The organism is Pseudarthrobacter sp. NPDC092424, from assembly GCF_044754925.1.
Classification (GTDB): Bacteria; Actinomycetota; Actinomycetes; order Actinomycetales; family Micrococcaceae; genus Arthrobacter.
This window is the reverse complement of the sequence record NZ_JBIVQC010000001.1, coordinates 132856-147604: the sequence shown is the minus strand read 5'-3', so window position 1 is coordinate 147604 and position 14749 is coordinate 132856. Positions and strand designations below refer to the sequence as shown.

The following is a 14749-nucleotide window of genomic DNA, read 5'->3' as shown; positions in this document are numbered from 1 at the left end:
AGTTGGGGCAGCGTCAGTGATCGAAGAACACCAGGCTGGAATTGATCAGTTCGGCGATGACCTCAGCGTCATAGGCGCGGCGCAGTGATTCGCGGAAGGACTCCTTCGAGAGGGAGCGGGCCAGCGTGGCCAGCACCTCCAGATGATCCGAGAAGGAGCTGGCCGGGGTGGCAATCAGAAGCACAACTGTGGCGGGCCCGTCCGCGGCGCCGAAGTCAAGGGCGCGGCCATACTTGGTGATGCCTACCGCGATGGAGGTCTGCGAGACGAACTCGCTGCGGGCATGCGGCAGCCCGATGCCGCCGGGCAGTCCGGTGGCCAGCTGGTGCTCCCGCGCATTGACGTGGCGGAGGAACCCGTCCAGGTCCGAGACCCGTCCGGCGGCAAACAGGCGCTGGGCCAACTGGGCTGCGGCGTCACCTTTGTCGGTTGCGTCCAGCTCCAGGATGACCATCTCAGGCGTGGTGAGGTGGGCATCATAGCGGTCAAGTGGTTCCGCCAAGGCGTATCCCTTCAGTCGGCAATGCTGGTGCGGCCGGCCCCTCAGCGAAGCGGGACGATGTCTTCCACGCCCAGGCGGGCAGCATCCGCGGATTCGTCGTCAGGCTGCTGCTGGCTCAGGCGCTCGGCCTCCACGCGGGCAATGTAATGCCGGACTTCGTTCTCGCGCTGTGCCTCGCTCCAGCCCAGGACGTCACCCATAAGCTTAGCGACAACCGGCGCCGCGGAGACGCCGCGGTCCCACGCTTCGATGGATATCCTGGTGCGCCGCGTCAGGACGTCCTGGATGTGGCGGGCCCCTTCATGCGTGGCCGCGTAGACCGCTTCCGCCTGCAGGTAGTCGTCCGCGCCGGGCAGCGGCTCCGCCAGCCCAGGATTTTCCTCGATCAGGGCAAGGACCTCGGGCGTCAGTGAGCCGTACCGGTTGAGCAGGTGTTCGATCCGGGCCACGTGGACGCCCGATTCCGCGGCTGTGCGGTTCCGGCGGTTCCAGGCCGCGCGGAATCCGCTGGCGCCCAGCAGCGGAATGGTTTCGGTACAGCTGGGCGGCACGCGCTCGTCCAGGGTCCTGGTGGCCTCGTCCACCGCATCCCGCGCCATCACACGGTAGGTGGTCCACTTTCCGCCGGCAACCACCACCAGGCCGGGAACGGGGTGGGCCACCACATGTTCGCGGGAGAGCTTGGCGGTGGAATCGTTCTCCCCGGCCAGCAGGGGCCGGAGGCCGGCGTAGACGCCTTCGACATCCTCGCGCGTGAGGGGGCGCTTCAGCACACGGTTTACGTGCTCCAGGATGTAGTCGATGTCCTTGCTGGACGCGGCCGGATGCGCCTTGTCCAGGTCCCAGTCCGTATCCGTGGTGCCGATGATCCAGTGCCTGCCCCACGGGATCACGAACAGCACCGACTTCTCCGTGCGCAGGATCAGTCCCACGGTGGACTGGAACCGGTCCCGCGGCACCACTAGATGGATGCCCTTGGACGCGCGCACTTTCAACTGGCCGCGTTCGGTGACCATCGCCTGGGTTTCGTCGGTCCACACACCGGTGGCGTTGATGACCTGCTTCGCCCGAATGTTGAACTGTGTGCCGTCCTCGTGGTTGGCCACCTTGGCACCCACCACCCGCTCCCCCTCGCGCAGGAAGTCCACCACGGCCATCTGGTTGACAGCGTGTGCACCGTAGTGCGCGGCCGTCCGGACCAGGTTGGCCACGTACTTGGCGTCGTCCACCTGGCCGTCGTAGTACCGGATGGACCCTACGAAGGCGTCATCCTTGAGGCTGGGCGCAGCCCGCAGCGTCCCGCGCCTGGTCAGGTGCTTGTGGAAGGGCACTCCCCTGCTGTGGCCGCTGGAGACGGACATGGCGTCATATAGGGCGATGCCGGCGCCGACGTAGGGCCGTTCAATGAACGGCTTGGTCAGCGGGTACAGGAAAGGAACCGGCCGGGCCAGGTGCGGGGCCAGATCGGAGAGCAGCAGTCCCCGTTCCTGGAGTGCTTCCTTGACCAGCGCGAAGTCCAGCATTTCCAGGTAGCGCAGGCCGCCGTGGATCAGCTTGGAGGAACGCGAGGAGGTGCCCGCGGCCCAGTCGTTCGCTTCGACGATTCCCACGCTGAGGCCGCGGGTGACGGCGTCCAGCGCAGCCCCCGTGCCCACGATGCCCCCGCCGACGATGAGGATGTCCAGTTCCCTGCCGGGCTGCGCCGTCCCGCGCAGCCGCTGGATGGCAGCTTCCCTGGCTTGGGGACCCAGGATCCCCCCGTTTCCGCGGACAGTCTGCATGGAATGCCTCCAGTACCCCTAGTGCCGGTAGTAAACCCACACTACTTGCTTACGGGGCGCTTGGGGCCTCCGGTGCGTCAGTTGCCCTGATATGGGGAAACCACGACGTCGACCCGCTGGAATTCCTTCAGGTCCGAGTAGCCGGTGGTCGCCATGGAGCGGCGCAGAGCGCCAATGAGGTTGGAGGTGCCGTCGGTGTGGTGTCCCGGCCCGAACAGGACTTCCTCCAGCGGCCCAACAGTTCCCACGTTGGCACGGTCTCCGCGGGGAAGCTCCAGGTGGTGGGCTTCCTGCCCCCAGTGCCGGCCCCTGCCGGGCGCTTCCTCCGCGCGGGCCAGGGCACTGCCCAGCATGACCGCGTCCGCGCCCATGGCGATGGCTTTGACGATGTCGCCCGAGGTGCCCATGCCGCCGTCGGCAATGACGTGGACGTAGCGCCCGCCGGACTCATCCATGTAGTCGCGGCGGGCCGCGGCGACGTCCGAGATGGCCGAGGCCATCGGTGAGTGGATGCCCAGGGCGCGGCGGGTGGTGGTGGTGGCGCCGCCGCCGAAGCCGACCAGGACGCCGGCAGCACCGGTACGCATCAGGTGCAGTGCAGGGGTGTAGCCGGCCGCGCCGCCTACGATGACGGGAACATCGAGTTCGTAAATGAACTGCTTGAGGTTCAGCGGCTCGTGGTCCTTGGAAACGTGCTCGGCGGAGACGGTGGTGCCGCGGATGACAAAGATGTCGACGCCGGCGGCGACCACGGTCTTGTAGTGCTCCTGGGTGCGCTGGGGGGTGAGCGAACCAGCGACCGTCACGCCGGCGTCGCGCATTTCCGCTAGGCGCGAGGTGATCAGTTCAGGCTGGATGGGCGCCTTGTAGAGCTCCTGCATCCGGCGGGTCACGGCGGGGCTGTTGGTCTCGTCCTCCAGCTGCGCGATTTCGTCAAGGACCGGCTGCGGGTCCTCGTAGCGGGTCCAGAGGCCTTCCAGGTCCAGCACGCCCAGGCCGCCCAGGCGGCCGAGGGCGATGGCGGTCTGCGGCGACATCGCAGAGTCCATCGGGGCGCCGATCACCGGCATGTCGAACTGGTATGCATCGATCTGCCAGGAGACGGAGACGTCCTTAGGGTCGCGGGTGCGACGGTTGGGGACGATTGCAATGTCATCCAGGGAGTAGGCACGACGCCCACGCTTGCCACGGCCGATCTCGATCTCGTAAGTCACGTGACCACTTTACTTGACCATGCCGAAGGGGCCCGCCATGGCTGGAGTCCAGCGAGGGCGGGCCCCCTTATTCGGCGTCCCGGGGAGGATCAGCGCGAACCGTAGTTCGGCGCCTCCACCGTCATCTGGATATCGTGCGGGTGCGATTCCTTCAGCCCGGCCGGAGTGATGCGGACGAACTTGCCGCGCGCCTTGAGCTCAGCCACGGTGGGTGCACCGGTGTAGAACATGGTCTGGCGCAGGCCGCCCACCAGCTGGTACGCCACGGAAGCCAGCGGTCCGCGGTACGCGACACGGCCTTCGATACCTTCGGGGATCAGCTTGTCATCGCCGGAAACGTCAGCCTGGAAGTAGCGGTCCTTGGAGTAGGACGTGTTCTTGCCGCGGGACTGCATGGCACCGAGCGACCCCATGCCGCGGTAGGACTTGAACTGCTTGCCGTTGACGAAGATCAGCTCGCCCGGGGACTCGTCGCAGCCGGCCAGGAGGGAGCCCAGCATGACGGTGTCGGCTCCGGCGACCAGCGCCTTGCCGATGTCGCCCGAGTACTGCAGGCCGCCGTCGGCAATCAGGGGAACCCCGGCAGGAATCGCTGCCTTGGCGGACTCATAGATGGCGGTGATCTGCGGAACTCCGACGCCGGCCACCACGCGGGTTGTGCAGATGGAGCCCGGGCCGACGCCCACCTTGATGCCGTCCGCACCGGCGTCAATCAGCGCCTGGGCGCCTTCGCGGGTGGCCGCCTGGCCGCCGATGACGTCCACGTGGGCCGCCACGGGATCAGACTTGAGGCGGCGGATCATGTCAAGCACGCCCTGGGAGTGGCCGTTGGCAGTGTCCACGAACAGTGCATCCACGCCGGCGTCCACCAGAGCCATGGCGCGCTCCCAGCCGTCCCCGAAGAAGCCGATGGCGGCGCCCACGCGAAGGCGGCCCTCATCATCCTTGGTGGCCAGCGGGTACTGCTCCGCCTTGGTGAAGTCCTTGGTGGTAATCAGGCCCTTGAGGCGCCCCTGGTCATCCACCAGGGGCAGCTTCTCGATCTTGTTGGTGGCCAGCTTGTGCGAGGCCTCTTCGCGGCTGATGCCAACGTGGCCGGTGACCAGCGGCATCTTGGTCATGACGTCGCTGACCAGCCGCAGCGGGAAATCCGATTCCGGAACGAACCGCGTGTCGCGGTTGGTGACGATGCCCAGCAGGCGGTTGTCCTGGTCCACCACGGGCAGACCGGAGACGCGGTACTGCGCGCACAGGTCATCCAGTTCCCGGAGCGTGGCCTCGGGACGGATGGTCAGGGGATTGGTGATCATGCCGGATTCGCTGCGCTTGACCCGGTCCACCTGGTCCGCCTGGTCTGCGATGGACAGGTTGCGGTGGACCACGCCCAGGCCGCCCTGGCGTGCCATGGCGATTGCCATCCGCGATTCGGTGACGGTGTCCATCGCTGCCGAGAGCAACGGGGTCTGGACCGTGATGCGCTTGGAAATCCGCGAGGAGGTGTCGGCGTCGGACGGGATGACGTCCGTGTGGCCGGGAAGGAGCAGGACGTCGTCGTAGGTCAGGCCGATGAAGCCAAATGGATTGTGTTCGGGCTCGGTCATGAGTGCGCCTCTTACCTTGGTTGCTGGCGGGTAGGGGTTGCAGCTGATGACCAGCCCGTCATTACGGGACTGGCCTGTGCAGAACGTCGGCACCGCCCCGGCCAACGTACAGGTCCGGGGCAGGAAGTGTTGAGTAAATATTAGAACCTTGGCGCCGATCCCCCTATTCCGCGCAGCTGATGTGAGCAACTCCACGAAGCTGCCCGGGATCGGGCCGCACGTTGGCGGCTCCGGCTACTTCCAGCCGGTGGCGGCGAGCAGGCGTTCCTTGAACATGGGTGCCATGCTTTCCACGTAGGTCCGGCTCAGGTGGTTGTCGTCCTTGTAGACGTAGATGTTTCCCACCACCGCCGGGCACACACCGTCCGCGCAGATGAAGTCGCTCACGTCCATCAGGTGCAAACCCTTCACCTTGCCGCGGTAGTTCTCCAGCGGCGAGGGCTGAACCAGGGATTCGCCCAGCGGCGGATTGCACTCCGCTGCTCCGGCGCCGCTGCGCTGGGCGCACTCGGGCATGTTGAAGGTGAACCGCGGGTTGTCGCGGATGCCGATGATCTCGATTCCCGCGTCCGCGAACGGCTGTATCCCCTCCAGGTAACCTGGAACTTCCGTTTCATACGGCGCCACCTCGTGCGTCAGCGAGGCGACGGTGAAGACGGCGTCGGGCCGGTGCTCCAGGACATACGCGGAAGAGGCACTGTTGTAGGCGTTGCATTCGGCATTGCGCGCCTCCGATTCCGCACCGAAGCGGCAGGCCGGCATCAGGAGGGTGACCAGCTCCCAGCCGCGTTCGGCCGCCAAGGGCTCCAGCGCGGCCAGGTACTGCTGGGAGTGGGAGTCTCCCAGAACAACAATGCGCTTGGTCACGTTGCCCTCCGGCAGCTGCTGCCGGCAGCCCTCGAGGATGGGATCGTCGGTGGCGTTCGCGTCCACGCAGGGATCGCTGATGCCCGCCCAGTCGTCATCGAGGGCGGTGGGACCCGGGATGGTCCGCGCTTCGGGAACGGGCTGCCCGGCGTTTTCGGGGCTGAGTGCCGCGGCACCCGGCGTGAGCTCCTTGGGCTGGGCCGCCGTCGCGCTTTCCTCGGCGCTGAGGGTGGTCTGCCAGACCGCCACGGGGCCGGCCAGGAGGGCGCCGCAGGCAACCACGACGACGGCGTTCCGCCAGGTGCGCCGCTGCGGCCAGTGCCAGTCACGAAGGGGTTTCTCCACGAAGCGCGTCGTCAGCACCGCCAGCGCAATCGATGCACCCACAATCCACAGTCCCTGCGAAAGGTTGGGGTCCTGCACTCCCGTGGCGGCGAGCGAAAGGACCAGGATGGGCCAATGCCAGAGGTAGAGCGCGTAGGAGTTGTCACCCAGCGCCACCAGCGGCCGGCTGCTGAGGATCCGGTCCACGCCGAAGCGGCTGCCGCTTTGGCCGGCCACGATCACGGCCGCGGCGGCGAGGGTGGGCCACAAGGCTACAAACCCCGGGAAGGAGCGGTCCACAGTAAGAAGGAGGCCGCACGCGACCATCGCGGCGATGCCTGCCCAGCCCAGCAGGACGCGGACGGCCTTTCCGGGCTTGAGGTAAGGCAGCGACAAAGCCAGCAGCGAACCTAGGGCGAATTCCCACAGGCGCGTTCTGGTGTCGAAGTAGGCGTAGGCCTGGTTGGTGGCCGTCTGTTCCACGGAATAGGCGAGCGAGACGGCAAAAACGGTCCCGAACACGATCGCCAGCAGCCCCCGGTACGTCAGGCGGGAAACGGCAAGCCGGGCTCCGGGCACGCGGCCGGGAAGGCGACGGACCAACGGCAGGAGGGCGGCGCAGCCGGCAAGGATGAGCGGCCACAGGATGAAGACCTGGCCCTGGATCGACAGGGACCAGAAGTGCTGCAGCGGGCTGGCACCGGCGTGGTCCTGCGCGTAGTAGTCCACGGCAGTATCGGCCAGCAGCCAGTTCTGGCGGTACAGCAGGGATGCCCACGCCTGGTCCAGGACCTCCGGCCAGCGGCTCTGCGGCAGGAACAGCCAGGTTCCGGCCAGTACGCCAAGGATGACCACGACGGCGGCGGGCAGCAGCCGTTTGAACAGGTGCAGCCAGTGGGCGGCGAGCCGGAACGGGCGGCCGGACTCGGCCTTCCGGACAAATGAAAGCGTCAGCAGGAACGCCGAGATCAGCAGGAAAACATCCACTCCGCCGGAAACCCGGCCCAGCCACACGTGGTAAGCGACAACCATGAGGACGGCAAGGGCGCGCAGGCCTTGCACCTCAGGGCGGAAAGCCTGTTTTCGGTTGTTTTGTTGCTGCGCGGCACCTTCGTGCGGTGCGACTGTGGTCCTGAGATTCGACACGGATAACCCTTCGGAGCCCATCACAAACCCTCAAGTCTAGCCGAAATGGGCTCCCGGCCCCTAAACGGACCGTACCTTCGCGCAGCGACAAGCAGCCCGGTCAGGAGCGCAGCAGGGCCCGCAGAGCCTGGATGGTGTCCGCTTCGGCAGGCGTTTTGTCGTCCCGGTAGCGCTTGACCCGGGCGAACCGGAGGGCGATGCCGCCAGGGTAGCGCGTGGACTGCTGCACGCCGTCGATCGCTATTTCCACCACAGTGACCGGCTCCACCCAAAGCGTGTTGGCCGTCCGCCGCACCTCGATCTCCTGAAACCGCTGCGTCTGCCAGCTCAGCAGTTCGTCCGTGAGGCCCTTGAAGGTCTTCCCCACCATGACGTAGCCGCCGGGCTCGCCGAATTCGCCGGCGGGATCGAGGGCTCCGAGGTGCAGGTTGGACAGCAATCCTGTCCGGCGTCCCGACCCCCACTCGCAGGCAAGCACCACCAGGTCGTAGGTGAGCACCGGTTTGACCTTGATCCAGTTGGACCCGCGGCGGCCGGCCGCGTAGGGGGAGCCAACAGCCTTTACCACCACCCCCTCGTGTCCGGCGGCGAGCGCCTCGCGGGAGACGTTCTCGGCAGCCGCGGGGTCGGCTGTGACCTGCCCGGGGATCCGGTGGCCGGGCGCGATGCGTTCGAGCACCCCCAGGCGCACCGCCAGCGGCTCCTCCAACAGATCGCGTCCGTCGATGTGCAGCACGTCGAAGAACCACGGATGCAGTAGCGTGGCCCGCGCCGTGTCCGCTCCGAACCGCGACATGGTCTCCTGGAAGGGCCGCGGTGCACCGTCCTCCCCCAGCGCCAGGGTTTCCCCGTCGAGGATCACGTCGCGCACCGGCAGTCCCCGGACCAGGTCCGCCACCTCAGGCAGCCGGTGCGTCACCTCCGCCAGGGTGCGCGTGTAGATGCGTACGTCGTCGCCGGACCTGTGAACCTGGATGCGAGCGCCGTCGAGCTTGAACTCCACCGACGCCTCCCCCGTGGTCTCCAGCGCAGCCCGGACGGTGGATGCCGTTGCGGCGAGCATGGGCTGCACCGGGCGGCCGACGACGAGGCCCACCGCGTCGAGCTCGGCCTCCGTTCCGGTAAGCGCCAGCCGCGCGGTGCCGCCCAGGTCGCCGGAAAGCATCGCGGCGCGGCGCACCGCTTCAACGGGCCGCCGGGCGGCCCGGGCGACGGCGTCGGTCAGCACGCCTTCCAAGGCGCCGGTGCGCAGTTCACCGAGGAGGACGCCGGCAATGAAGGCCTGCTCCCGTTCCGTCGCGGCGGACATGAGGGTCCGAAGGGTGGCGATACGCTCCGCGGCGGACCCGGTTCCGGCCGTGCCGAGGAGGCGGTCCAACGCGGCGTCGACGTCGGCGATAGTCAGGCCCGGCACCGCCGCAGGCGTTCCCCGGGCGGCCGACATTCCGCGCCAGCCCACGCCCACCCGTCCCTGCCGCGGCCGTGCCGTGAGCATGCCGACGGCGGTGGCGATTTCGGCAGGTTCAAGCCGGCGCAGCAGCTCTGCGAGCGCCTCGACCTTGGCGAGCCGGGAGCGTGTGGATGAGACCGCGTCAGTGGTTTTCACGAGCTCGTCGAGCAGCATGGCACCAGTCTGCCACGGGCATGGCAAGAGCAGCGGCAGACAAAAAACCGGCCCGGCAAATGCCGGACCGGTTTTTTGCTGTATGGCCTTGCTTTAGTGGCTGTGGCCTGCGTGCTCGTCTTCCTCAGCCGGCTTCTCAACCACCAGGGTCTCGGTGGTGAGGACCAGGGCGGCGATGGAAGCCGCGTTGCGGAGAGCCGCGCGGGTCACCTTGACGGGGTCGATCACGCCTGCGGCGATCAGGTCCTCGTACTCACCGGACTTGGCGTTGAAGCCGTGGTTGGCTTCCAGTTCGCCGACCTTGGCCACGATGACGTAGCCGTCGAAGCCGGCGTTCTGCGCGATCCAGCGCAGCGGCTGGGTCAGTGCACGCCGGACGATGCCCACGGCAGCAGCCGCGTCGCCTTCGAGTGCCTGCACGGCAGGGTCCTCATCCAGTGCCTTCAGGGCGTGGATCAGGGCTGAACCGCCACCGGAGACAATGCCTTCTTCGAGGGCAGCGCGGGTGGAGGACACGGCGTCCTCGATGCGGTGCTTCTTTTCCTTCAGTTCAACCTCGGTGGCAGCGCCGACCTTGATGACACCGATGCCGCCGGCCAGCTTGGCCAGGCGCTCCTGGAGCTTTTCGCGGTCCCAGTCGGAGTCGGTGCGGGCCAGCTCGGCACGCAGCTGCGCGACGCGTGCGGACACGTCCTCGGCAGAACCTGCGCCGTCCACGATGGTGGTGTTGTCCTTGGTGACCGTGATGCGGCGGGCAGTACCCAGCACCTCGAGGCCCACGGTGTCCAGGCTGAGGCCAAGCTCCGGGGAGACAACCTGAGCACCGGTGAGGGTGGCGATGTCCTGAAGCATGGCCTTGCGGCGGTCGCCGAAGCCCGGGGCCTTGACGGCAACCACGTTCAGGGTGCCGCGGATGCGGTTGACGATCAGCGTGGAGAGTGCCTCGCCGTCAACGTCTTCGGCAATGATGAACAGCGGCTTGGACGACTGCAGCGCCTTCTCCAGCAGCGGCAGGAACTCCTGCAGCGAGGAGATCTTGCCCTGGTTGATCAGGATGAGGGCGTCCTCGAGGACGGCTTCCTGGCGGTCCGCGTCCGTGATGAAGTACGGGGACAGGTAGCCCTTGTCGAACTGCATGCCTTCGGTCAGGACCAGTTCGGTCTGGGTGGTGGAGGATTCCTCGATGGTGATCACACCATCCTTGCCCACCTTGCCGAAGGCTTCGGCAAGGAGCTCGCCAATTTCTTCGCTCTGTGCGGAGATGGCAGCCACACTGGCAACCTGGGTGCCCTCAACCGGACGGGCGTTCTCCAGCAGGCGGGCGGCGACGGCTTCCACGGAAACCTCGATGCCGCGCTTGATCTGGCCGGGAGCCGCACCTGCGGCAACGTTGCGCAGGCCTTCCTTGACCAGTGCCTGGGCCAGGACCGTTGCGGTAGTGGTGCCGTCACCGGCAACATCGTTGGTCTTGGTGGCAACTTCCTTGGCCAGCTGGGCGCCAAGGTTCTCGTAAGGATCGTCCAGTTCCACTTCGCGGGCGATGGTCACGCCATCGTTCGTGATGGTGGGCGCGCCCCACTTCTTGTCCAGGACGACGTTGCGGCCGCGGGGGCCGAGCGTCACCTTGACGGTGTTGGCGAGCTTATCGATGCCGGCCTCGAGGGCCCGGCGGGCAGCGTCATCAAACGCAAGCTGCTTTGCCATGGTGGTGTCCTTTCAAAGACAGAACCCCGCGCCGCCGGCCAGCGCAAACTGGACAGGCAGCACGGGGATCCGGAGGTTACTTAACGACGATCGCCAGAACGTCGCGGGCGGACAGCACGAGGTACTCGGTGCCACCGGTCTTGACTTCGGTTCCGCCGTACTTGGAGTAGATGACGACGTCGCCGACGGCTACGTCAACAGGTACGCGGTTGCCGTCCTCGAAGCGGCCGGGGCCAACTGCAACAACTTCGCCTTCCTGGGGCTTCTCCTGCGCGGAATCCGGGATCACCAGGCCGGAAGCCGTGGTCTGCTCGGCTTCGAGCGGGCGGACAACAATACGATCCTCAAGAGGCTTAATAGAGACCGACACTCGGACCTCTCCTTTTCGTCAGCAAATTCGTGGACTGGAAAGCTCTCCCGCACTGGCTGGCAAACCGTCGTCGCGGTGCCGGCAGCAGCCTGGCTGGCAGCTCTTCATGTGTTAGCACCCGCCTAGGGAGAGTGCTAATGAAGACTCTATGCACGGGTTAGCACTCGGTCAAGGCGAGTGCCAGATTTTCGTCACGGGCGGACGCGCGGGCCTGTAGATTTGAGCGGTGCGAGCTGCGATTTACCTGACCCTGGCCACCCTTTTCTGGGCCGGCAACTTCGTGGTGGGCCATGCCGCCGTGGAAACGATGGCTCCGTTGCAGCTGACGTTCTGGCGCTGGGCGCTGGCTGCGCTGCCGCTGCTGGTGCTGGCCCAAGTCATCGACCGGCCGGACTGGCGGGCCGTCCTCCGGCAGTGGCCGTTGCTGCTGTTGCTCAGTTGCCTGGGCATGACCGGCTACACGCTGCTGCTGTACAGCGCCCTGGGGCACACCTCGGCCCTGAACGCCTCGCTGGTCACCGCTGCCAACCCCGCCCTCATCCTGGTGCTGGCCGTGGTGCTGTTCCGTGAGCGGCCGGCCCCGGCCAGCTGGCTGGGAGTCGCGCTGGGCCTGGCGGGCGTCCTTCTGGTCCTGACCGGAGGGGAACTCCACCGCCTGCTGACGTTCTCCCTCAAGGCCGGGGAACTGCTGATCCTCGCCGCCATCACGGTGTGGGCAGGCTACACGGTCCTGGCCCGGCGGCAGTCGCTGCCTGCCATCACGTCCACGGCCGTCCAGGTGGCCATGGCGGCCGTCGTCCTGGCTCCCGTCGCGGCCGCAACCGGAGCAGGCCTGCCGTCGGCTCCCGCCGAGGCATGGTCCCTGGCGTTCATCGTGGTCTTCCCGTCGCTGGGCTCGTACCTGCTGTGGAACCTGGCCCTGACCCGGACATCGCCGGCGAATGCCGGGAACTACCTGAACCTCATTGCGGTGTTCACCGCCATCATCACGGTGCTGCTGGGCCGGCCCATCAGCGTTACGCAGGTCCTGGGCGGGGTCCTGGTGATATCAGGGGTGTTCCTGACCAGCGCCGGGCAGCGGCCGGGCGGGCCTCAGCGGCCCAGGTCCTCGAAGTCGACGTCCTCGTCGCCGTCGCCGGTTGCCTGGTTGCGTCCGCGGTAAAGTACGACGGCGGCCGCCGCGGCAGTCAGCAGCGACACCACCAGGACCACCATGCCGCCGGCACGGGCTCCTGCGTAGAGTCCGCGGATGTCGCGCGCCTCCTGTGTGTCGTCCTGGATGCTGTTGCCGCCCACGGAGTAAACGGTGGCATTGAACGCGTCCAGCATGAAGATGATGACCAGCAGCGCCAGGCAGACCACGGCCACCGTGGCGGCGGCGATCAGCGCCGGCCGGGCAAACCGCAACGGGCCCTTGTGCACGGCCCCGGTGTCCGTTGGGTCGTCCATACCGTCCTGCCGGGGTCCCGCTGCGTCGTTCATGCCATCAACCCTATCCGCATCGGACGGGATACTCCTCCACTAGGCTGGAACCCATGGCTGAAGCTCCCCAGGACCAGATTGCGCCGCTGCTCACCCCCGAAGGCTGGGACCTGCTGGGCTCCCTGGGCCCGTACCGCGAGGACGAGTCCTTCGGGCTCAATGCAGCCCTCCGGAAGGCAGGCCACTCCCCCGCCCTGGTTTCCGCTGTCCTCACGCAATCGCGGCTCCGGACCCGGGCCGAGGCAAAGTTCGGCGAGTTCGCCTCCCGGATGCTCTTCACCCAGGCAGGGCTGGAGCAGGCCACACGGCTGAACGTCGCGGCCCGCCATGCGCAGCGCTTCGCCGCCGCCGGCATCCGGCACGTGGCGGACCTGGGCTGCGGACTCGGCGCAGACTCCCTGGCCATGGCCTCGCTGGATCTCACCGTCACCGCCGTGGAAATGGACGAAACCACGGCCGCCTGTGCCACGGTGAACCTCATTCCCTTCCCCAACGCCACGGTGGTCCACGCGGACGCCACATCGGTTTCCCTCGAAGAAGCCGACGGCGTCTGGCTGGATCCCGCGCGCCGCGTCACCTCCACGTCCGGCACCCGGCGCATCTGGGATCCGGAGGCCTTCTCCCCGCCGCTTTCCTTCGTGGAAGCACTGGCCGCCACCGGCAAGGCGGTGGGCGTGAAGATGGGCCCGGGAATGCCGCACGAGTCCGTTCCCGCCGACTGCGAAGCCCAGTGGGTATCCGTGGGCGGTGACGTCACGGAGGTGACGCTGTGGTTCAACGCGGTCAGCAGGCCCGGCGTCCGCCGCGCCGCCCTGGTCCTCGGCCCGCAGGGAGCGGCCGAGGTTACCAGCGGCGAGGACTTCGGTGCGGGCCCGGGGGCGGCCGTGGGAGCGGTGGAGGGCTACCTTTACGAACCCGACGGTGCGGTGATCCGCGCGGGGCTGGTGGCCGACGTCGCGCTCCAGCTGGGCGGGCACCTGGTGGATGAGCACATCGCCTACTTCTGCGCGCCGGAACTGGTCGAGACGCCCTTCGCGCGCGCCTACCGGGTCCTGGAGGTCATGCCCTACAACGTCAAGGCGCTCAAGGCATGGGTGAAGGACAACGGCATCACGGTGCTGGATATCAAGAAGCGCGGCACGGCCGTGACCCCGGAGGAGCTCCGCAAGCAGCTGCTCCCCTCCGGCAAAGCTGCCCGGAAGGGTGCCGGAACGTCCGCCACCCTGGTGCTCACCCGCATCGGCGAGGAGCGGGTGGCCGTCGTGGTGGAACCGGCCCCAAGCGCAGCTACTGCGCCCGCATGAACTCCTCGGCCGCGCGCACCTGCTCCGGCGAAGGCCGGATGCCGGTGTAAAGGACAAACTGTTCCAGCGCTTGGATGGTGGCCACCTCCGCCCCGGTAATCACAGGCTTGCCGGCGGCGCGGGCGGCCCGGATCAGTGGTGTTTCGGCGGGAAGTGCCACAACGTCGAAAATCAGCCGTGCGGCGTCGACCGTTTCCTGCGGGAAGGAAAGCGCCTCCGCCTCGGCGCCTCCGGCCATGCCGATGGGCGTCACGTTGATGATCAGGTCCGCCGTGGCGCCCTCCAGCGCCGGCTGCCACCGGAAACCGTACTGCTCCGCGAGCGCCCGCCCGGCGGCCCCGTTCCGCGCGATGATGGTGACATCGCCGAAGCCTGCATCGCGCAGGGCAGCAACCGTGGCTTTGGCCATGCCGCCGGCGCCCTGGACAAGAACCGAATAGCCGGTAGGCACCGCATTAGCGGCGAGGAGCTGTTCGATGGCGGTGTAATCCGTGTTGTACGCCGTGAGGTGCCCGTCCGTGTTGACGATGGTGTTCACCGAGTCGATCGCCTGGGCGGAAGGATCCATCCGGTCCACCAGCGCGATCACGTCCTCCTTGTACGGCATGGATACGGCGCAGCCCCGGATGCCCAGGCCGCGGACCCCGGCGATGGCCTGCTCCAGGTTGGCCGGAGCGAACGCCTTGTAGATCCAGTTCAGGCCAAGCTGCCCGTACAGGTGGTTGTGGAAGCGGGTCCCGTTATTACTGGGGCGCGCGGACAGGGAGATACACAGGGTCATGTCTTTGTTCAGAATGGGCACGGAACCATTTAACCCCCTGCGGGGTGTT

At 67.3% G+C, this 14749-nt stretch carries 12 protein-coding genes; 2 read left to right on the top strand and 10 right to left on the bottom strand.

Features of this window, described 5'->3' with window-relative positions:
- Positions 1-13 precede the first annotated feature (13 nt).
- From ACIQCN_RS00755 to groES, 8 genes are all read right to left on the bottom strand, one after another.
- On the bottom strand, positions 14-502 hold the full coding sequence (locus ACIQCN_RS00755; RefSeq protein ID WP_400603098.1) for a PTS sugar transporter subunit IIA: 489 nt from the start codon (positions 500-502) through the stop codon (positions 14-16).
- A gap of 41 nt (positions 503-543) precedes the next feature.
- On the bottom strand, positions 544-2283 hold the full coding sequence (locus ACIQCN_RS00750) for a glycerol-3-phosphate dehydrogenase/oxidase (protein WP_400603097.1): 1740 nt from the start codon (positions 2281-2283) through the stop codon (positions 544-546).
- Between the two features lie 77 nt (positions 2284-2360).
- Positions 2361-3497: a GuaB3 family IMP dehydrogenase-related protein gene (locus ACIQCN_RS00745; RefSeq protein WP_400603096.1), complete on the bottom strand. Its 1137-nt coding sequence runs from the start codon at positions 3495-3497 to the stop codon at positions 2361-2363.
- A gap of 89 nt (positions 3498-3586) precedes the next feature.
- A complete protein-coding gene (guaB, locus tag ACIQCN_RS00740) occupies positions 3587-5098 on the bottom strand; it encodes an IMP dehydrogenase (protein ID WP_400603095.1) in 1512 nt (503 codons plus the stop codon).
- Positions 5099-5332: 234 nt separating this feature from the next.
- Entirely contained in the window at positions 5333-7456 is a 2124-nt protein-coding gene (locus ACIQCN_RS00735) for an acyltransferase family protein (RefSeq protein WP_400608914.1), read from the bottom strand.
- 79 nt (positions 7457-7535) lie between these two features.
- On the bottom strand, positions 7536-9059 hold the full coding sequence (locus ACIQCN_RS00730; RefSeq protein ID WP_400608912.1) for an ATP-dependent DNA ligase: 1524 nt from the start codon (positions 9057-9059) through the stop codon (positions 7536-7538).
- A 93-nt stretch (positions 9060-9152) separates the two neighbouring features.
- Positions 9153-10763 carry a chaperonin GroEL gene (gene groL / locus ACIQCN_RS00725; protein ID WP_400603093.1) on the bottom strand — a complete coding sequence of 537 codons (1611 nt, stop codon included), beginning with the start codon at positions 10761-10763 and terminating at the stop codon, positions 9153-9155.
- A 76-nt stretch (positions 10764-10839) separates the two neighbouring features.
- Positions 10840-11133: a co-chaperone GroES gene (groES, locus tag ACIQCN_RS00720; RefSeq protein ID WP_003805290.1), complete on the bottom strand. Its 294-nt coding sequence runs from the start codon at positions 11131-11133 to the stop codon at positions 10840-10842.
- A 226-nt stretch (positions 11134-11359) separates the two neighbouring features.
- Here groES and ACIQCN_RS00715 point away from each other — a divergent pair, with 226 nt between their 5' ends.
- On the top strand, positions 11360-12295 hold the full coding sequence (locus tag ACIQCN_RS00715; RefSeq protein WP_400608910.1) for a DMT family transporter: 936 nt from the start codon (positions 11360-11362) through the stop codon (positions 12293-12295).
- Here the strand turns inward: ACIQCN_RS00715 and ACIQCN_RS00710 are convergent.
- A complete protein-coding gene (locus ACIQCN_RS00710) occupies positions 12226-12615 on the bottom strand; it encodes a hypothetical protein (protein WP_400603091.1) in 390 nt (129 codons plus the stop codon). The genes ACIQCN_RS00715 and ACIQCN_RS00710 overlap by 70 nt on opposite strands.
- Positions 12616-12668: 53 nt before the next feature.
- Between ACIQCN_RS00710 and ACIQCN_RS00705 the strand changes: the two genes are divergently transcribed.
- On the top strand, positions 12669-13919 hold the full coding sequence (locus tag ACIQCN_RS00705) for an SAM-dependent methyltransferase (RefSeq protein WP_400608909.1): 1251 nt from the start codon (positions 12669-12671) through the stop codon (positions 13917-13919).
- Here the strand turns inward: ACIQCN_RS00705 and ACIQCN_RS00700 are convergent.
- Complete coding sequence (locus ACIQCN_RS00700; protein WP_400609321.1) at positions 13903-14700, bottom strand: shikimate 5-dehydrogenase; 798 nt, start codon at positions 14698-14700, stop codon at positions 13903-13905. The genes ACIQCN_RS00705 and ACIQCN_RS00700 overlap by 17 nt on opposite strands.
- Positions 14701-14749: the final 49 nt, after the last annotated feature.

Excerpts from the sequence above, each read along its gene's own strand:
- ACIQCN_RS00730 (WP_400608912.1), bottom strand. The coding sequence starts at position 9,059 with ATGCTGCTCGACGAGCTCGTGAAAACCACTGACGCGGTCTCATCCACA.
- ACIQCN_RS00735 (WP_400608914.1), bottom strand. The coding sequence starts at position 7,456 with ATGGGCTCCGAAGGGTTATCCGTGTCGAATCTCAGGACCACAGTCGCA.
- ACIQCN_RS00705 (WP_400608909.1), top strand. The coding sequence starts at position 12,669 with ATGGCTGAAGCTCCCCAGGACCAGATTGCGCCGCTGCTCACCCCCGAA.
- ACIQCN_RS00710 (WP_400603091.1), bottom strand. The coding sequence starts at position 12,615 with ATGAACGACGCAGCGGGACCCCGGCAGGACGGTATGGACGACCCAACG.
- guaB (WP_400603095.1), bottom strand. The coding sequence starts at position 5,098 with ATGACCGAGCCCGAACACAATCCATTTGGCTTCATCGGCCTGACCTAC.
- ACIQCN_RS00700 (WP_400609321.1), bottom strand. The coding sequence starts at position 14,700 with ATGACCCTGTGTATCTCCCTGTCCGCGCGCCCCAGTAATAACGGGACC.
- groL (WP_400603093.1), bottom strand. The coding sequence starts at position 10,763 with ATGGCAAAGCAGCTTGCGTTTGATGACGCTGCCCGCCGGGCCCTCGAG.
- ACIQCN_RS00750 (WP_400603097.1), bottom strand. The coding sequence starts at position 2,283 with ATGCAGACTGTCCGCGGAAACGGGGGGATCCTGGGTCCCCAAGCCAGG.